3 protein-coding genes are annotated in these 4,419 nt (G+C 59.6%); 2 read left to right on the top strand and 1 reads right to left on the bottom strand.

From position 1 onward, the window contains the following. A partial coding sequence (pgi, locus tag KBA32_RS16455; protein ID WP_294361305.1) for a glucose-6-phosphate isomerase occupies positions 1-1,376 on the bottom strand: 1,376 nt, incomplete at its 3' end. Between the two features lie 522 nt (positions 1,377-1,898). Between pgi and gap the strand changes: the two genes are divergently transcribed. Further along, entirely contained in the window at positions 1,899-2,897 is a 999-nt protein-coding gene (gene gap / locus KBA32_RS16450; protein ID WP_294361303.1) for a type I glyceraldehyde-3-phosphate dehydrogenase, read from the top strand. 71 nt (positions 2,898-2,968) lie between these two features. Beyond that, entirely contained in the window at positions 2,969-4,138 is a 1,170-nt protein-coding gene (locus KBA32_RS16445; protein WP_294361301.1) for a phosphoglycerate kinase, read from the top strand. The last annotated feature ends 281 nt before the right edge of the window (positions 4,139-4,419 follow it).

Below are 4,419 nucleotides of genomic sequence, written 5' to 3'. Positions count from 1 at the left end.
AACACCCGATGCGGCAACAAGTCGGCGATTTGCTGCGGGCTGACGCCCTCCTTTTCCATGTTCGCGCGCACCTCGTCTTCATCGCGGCCAAACGCCAACGCCGCGCTCTGCGCGAAGCAGTTGGACAGCAGCGCCTCCTGGTGGCCGGGCAAGGGATAGTCGGAGCGGGCCGATGCGATGAAGTCGCAGGGAATCAAACGCCCGCCCTGATGCAGCAACTGGAAAAACGCGTGCTGGCCGTTGTTGCCAAGTTCGCCCCAGACGATCGGGCACGTCTCGTAGTCGAGCGGCTTGCCGTCCGCCGTCACCGTTTTTCCGTTGCTCTCCATTTCAAGCTGCTGCAGGAAGGACGGAAAGTACTTCAGCGACTCGTTGTACGGCAGCATCGAGAGCGTCGAAGCACTCAGGAAATTGGTGTTCCAGATCCCGATGAGCGCCATCACGACCGGCAGGTTCTGCTCGAACGGTGCCGACCGGAAATGTTCATCCATGCGTTCTGCGCCACGAAGCATTTCATCAAACGCATGCGGCCCGATGGCGACCATCAGCGCCAAGCCGACGGCCGACCACAAAGAATAGCGACCACCGACCCAGTCCCAGATCGGAAAGACCAGATTTCCGGGCACACCGAATTCAACGGCCCGTTCCGGCTTGCTCGACACCGCGGCAAAATGGTTCTCGACGACGAGCTCGTCACCCAGATTGGCACGCAGCCAGTCGCGCGCCGTATTGGCGTTGAACATCGTCTCCTGCGTGGTGAAGGTTTTACTGACGACAATGAAAAGCGTCGTACGCGGGTCAAGCGTCTGCAGCAAGGGCGCCAGCTGCGCGCCATCGAGGTTGGAGACGTAATGCACATTCAACGCCGGATGGCTCATCGAACGCAGCGCCTGATTCATCATCTTCGGCCCGAGGTCGGATCCACCGATACCGATATTGACCACGTCACGAATCGGCATACCTTTGTGGCCGAGGTGTTTGCCTGAGCGCAGGCGCTCAGCGAATTCCGCCATGCGACGCCGCGTTTCGATCACCTCCGGCATGACGTCGAACTGCTTGCCGGGGAACGGCCCGACAGACCTGCGCAATGCGGTATGCAACACCGAGCGCCCTTCGCTGATGTTGATCCTCTCCCCGGAGAACATCCGCTCCCTCCACTCCGGAACCAGCGCCTCCTTGGCCAGCGACACGAGCAAAGCCAGCGTCTCCGCGGTCATCCGCTGCTTGGAAAAATCGTAGAACATGCCGCCGAACGACAACGAAAGCGATTCAACCCGCTTTGGATTGGCCGCGAACAAATCGCGGAGATGGGTCTTCGCGATTGCGCCCCGGTGAGTATCAAGAGCCGCCCATGCGGCCGAAGCAGTGATCGTCATTTGGTAAAACCTCTAGGCGTTGGATTGGCTATGCTCGCGGCGTAAGCCGGTTCGAATAGCGGTAGCAAGGCTATTCTATGCGAAAAAAAACGAATTCCGCGAGCCACCTGGAACAAATAGCGGGCATCGAGGATGCGCCGTTTTTCCTCTGCGGCCGGCTTGCGACCCGACCGACAGACCCGAGCATTGCCCCCGTTTTGCCCGCATCGACATATTGACGATCCGCGCGCAGGAACATCAGACACGGCGCCGACAGCGCACACTCCACAGTCCCGCGATTGCCCCTCGGACTGGAAAAATCCTCCAATCAGGCGCATAATCATTGCCTTGGGGCGTTTGTCTTACATGTGGACGGAAATTGCGTTTTTCTTGGCGTTTTTTTCCGCGGTTTTTGGTTGTCGACATGCCATTTCTACCCCCAGCGGCAAGTTTGTTGCAGTTCTTTGACCTCCAGATGACGGATTCTTGCCGATCGAAGGTTTCGTCATCCGCACCCGGTTTTTTTAAAAAGGAAAGTGAATCATGACAATCAAAGTAGGTATCAACGGTTTTGGTCGTATCGGTCGTATGGTTTTCCGTGCTGCTGTCCAGAATTTCAGCGACATCGAGATCGTTGGCATCAACGATCTGCTGGAGCCTGACTACCTCGCTTACATGCTCAAGTACGATTCGGTTCACGGCCGCTTCAAGGGCACCGTGGCTGTCGAGGGCAACACGCTCGTCGTCAACGGCAAGAAGATTCGCCTGACCGCCGTCAAGGATCCGGCCGAACTGAAGTGGGGCGAAGTCGGTGCCGACGTCGTCGTCGAATCGACCGGCCTGTTCCTGACCAAAGAAACCTGCGAGAAGCACATCGCCGCCGGCGCCAAGAAAGTCATCCAGAGCGCCCCGTCGAAAGACGACACCCCGATGTTCGTTTTCGGCGTCAACCACCAGACCTACGCTGGTCAGGCCATCATCTCGAACGCATCCTGCACGACGAACTGCCTGGCACCGGTTGCCAAGGTTCTGAACGACAACTGGGGCATCAAGCGCGGCCTGATGACCACGGTTCACGCTGCAACCGCCACCCAGAAGACCGTTGACGGCCCGTCCAACAAGGATTGGCGCGGTGGTCGTGGCATCCTCGAGAACATCATCCCGTCCTCGACCGGTGCTGCCAAGGCTGTCGGCGTCGTCATTCCCGAACTGAACAAGAAGCTCACGGGCATGGCCTTCCGCGTTCCGACCTCCGACGTTTCGGTCGTCGACCTGACCGTCGAACTGAACAAGGAAGTTTCGTACAAGGACATCTGCGCAGCCATGAAGGCCGCGTCGGAAGGCGCCATGAAGGGCGTTCTCGGCTACACCGAAGACAAGGTTGTCGCGACCGACTTCCGTGGTGAAACCTGCACGTCGGTGTTCGATGCCGAAGCCGGTATCGCGCTCGACGGCACCTTCGTCAAGGTTGTTTCGTGGTACGACAACGAGTGGGGCTATTCCAACAAGGTCTTGGAAATGATTCGCGTCATGACCAAGTAACACCCCGACAAAGGGGCACTTCAGGTGCCCCTTTTTTGTTTTCAACTCCCAGCTTCGAATCGAGTACTGCCATGACTTTCAAACGCCTCACCGATCTGGATGTGGCCGGCAAGCGTGTATTCATCCGCGCCGACCTCAACGTCCCGCAAGACGACAACCTCGCCATTACCGACGACACCCGTGTCCGTGCCGCGCTGCCGGGCATCAAGTACGCGCTGTCCAAGGGCGCCGCAGTGATGGTTACCTCGCACCTCGGTCGTCCGACCGAAGGTGAGTTCAAGAACGAAGATTCGCTGGCCCCGGTGGCCAAGCGTATGTCCGAACTCCTCGGCCAGGAAGTTCGCCTCGTCCAGAACTGGGTCGACGGTGGCTTCGAAGTCAAGCTGGGCGAAGTCGTCATGCTCGAGAACAGCCGCTGCAACAAGGGCGAGAAGAAGTGCAACGAAGACCTGTCGAAGAAGATGGCCGCCCTGTGCGACGTCTGGGTCATGGACGCCTTCGGTACCGCGCACCGCGCCGAAGCGACGACCTACGGCATGGGCAAGTTCGCCCCGGTCGCCTGCGCCGGCCCCTGCGTCGCCTCCGAGCTCGAAGCGCTGACCAAGGCGCTCGCCCAACCCGCTCGTCCGATGCTCGCCATCGTCGGCGGCTCCAAGGTCTCGACCAAGCTGACCGTGCTCGAAAGCCTGTCGGCCAAGGTTGACCAACTGATCGTCGGTGGCGGTATCGCCAACACCTTCCTGCTCGCCTCGGGCAAGAAGATCGGAAAATCGCTCGCCGAACGTGATCTCGTCGATCAAGCCAAGGCCGTGATGGCCAAGGTCAAGGTTCCGCTGCCGACCGACGTGGTCGTCGCCAAGGAATTCTCGGCCACCGCGCAAGCCACGATCAAGAGCGTCGACGACGTTGCCGACGACGACATGATCCTCGACATCGGCCCGAACTCGGCCAAGGCGCTCGCCGACATCATCGCGGCGGCCGGCACGGTCGTCTGGAACGGTCCGGTCGGCGTTTTCGAAATGGACGCGTTCGCCAACGGCACCAAGGCGCTCGCCCAAGCCATCGCGACGTCGAAGGCCTTCACGCTGGCCGGCGGTGGCGACACCGTTTCGGCGATCAACGTATTCAAGATCGAAGACAAGGTCGGCTACATCTCGACCGCCGGCGGCGCTTTCCTCGAGTTCCTCGAAGGCAAGCGTCTCCCCGCCGTGGATATCCTTGAGTCGCGCTTCAAGGACTAAACGTTGTAACGAAGGATTGAGCGGGTAGCGATCGAGCATCGTCCCCGCTCAATCTCCAGTACCCCGCGTTAATTTGCCTCATTGCAGCCTCCCACTCGACGTCGTTCGCCAAGTACCGCTGGCCGCAAGGGCCTAAAAGCAAAGAAGATCCAAAATGACCATCAAGCCGGAACTCCTAGACCTCTTGCGCCGGCGGCGCGAGAAGATCATCAACCACATCAAGCCCGAGAAGCTCGAAGCGATGCACGCCAAGGGGGTTTTGTCGGCGCGCGAGCGCATCG

The organism is Propionivibrio sp. (assembly GCF_017995515.1).
In the GTDB taxonomy this organism is placed as follows: domain Bacteria; phylum Pseudomonadota; class Gammaproteobacteria; order Burkholderiales; family Rhodocyclaceae; genus Propionivibrio.
The sequence above is the reverse complement of the archived record's forward strand: the minus strand, read 5'-3'. Positions and strand labels throughout refer to the sequence as shown.

Coding starts and splice junctions, on each gene's coding strand:
- gap (WP_294361303.1), top strand. CDS start 1,899: ATGACAATCAAAGTAGGTATCAACGGTTTTGGTCGTATCGGTCGTATG.
- KBA32_RS16445 (WP_294361301.1), top strand. CDS start 2,969: ATGACTTTCAAACGCCTCACCGATCTGGATGTGGCCGGCAAGCGTGTA.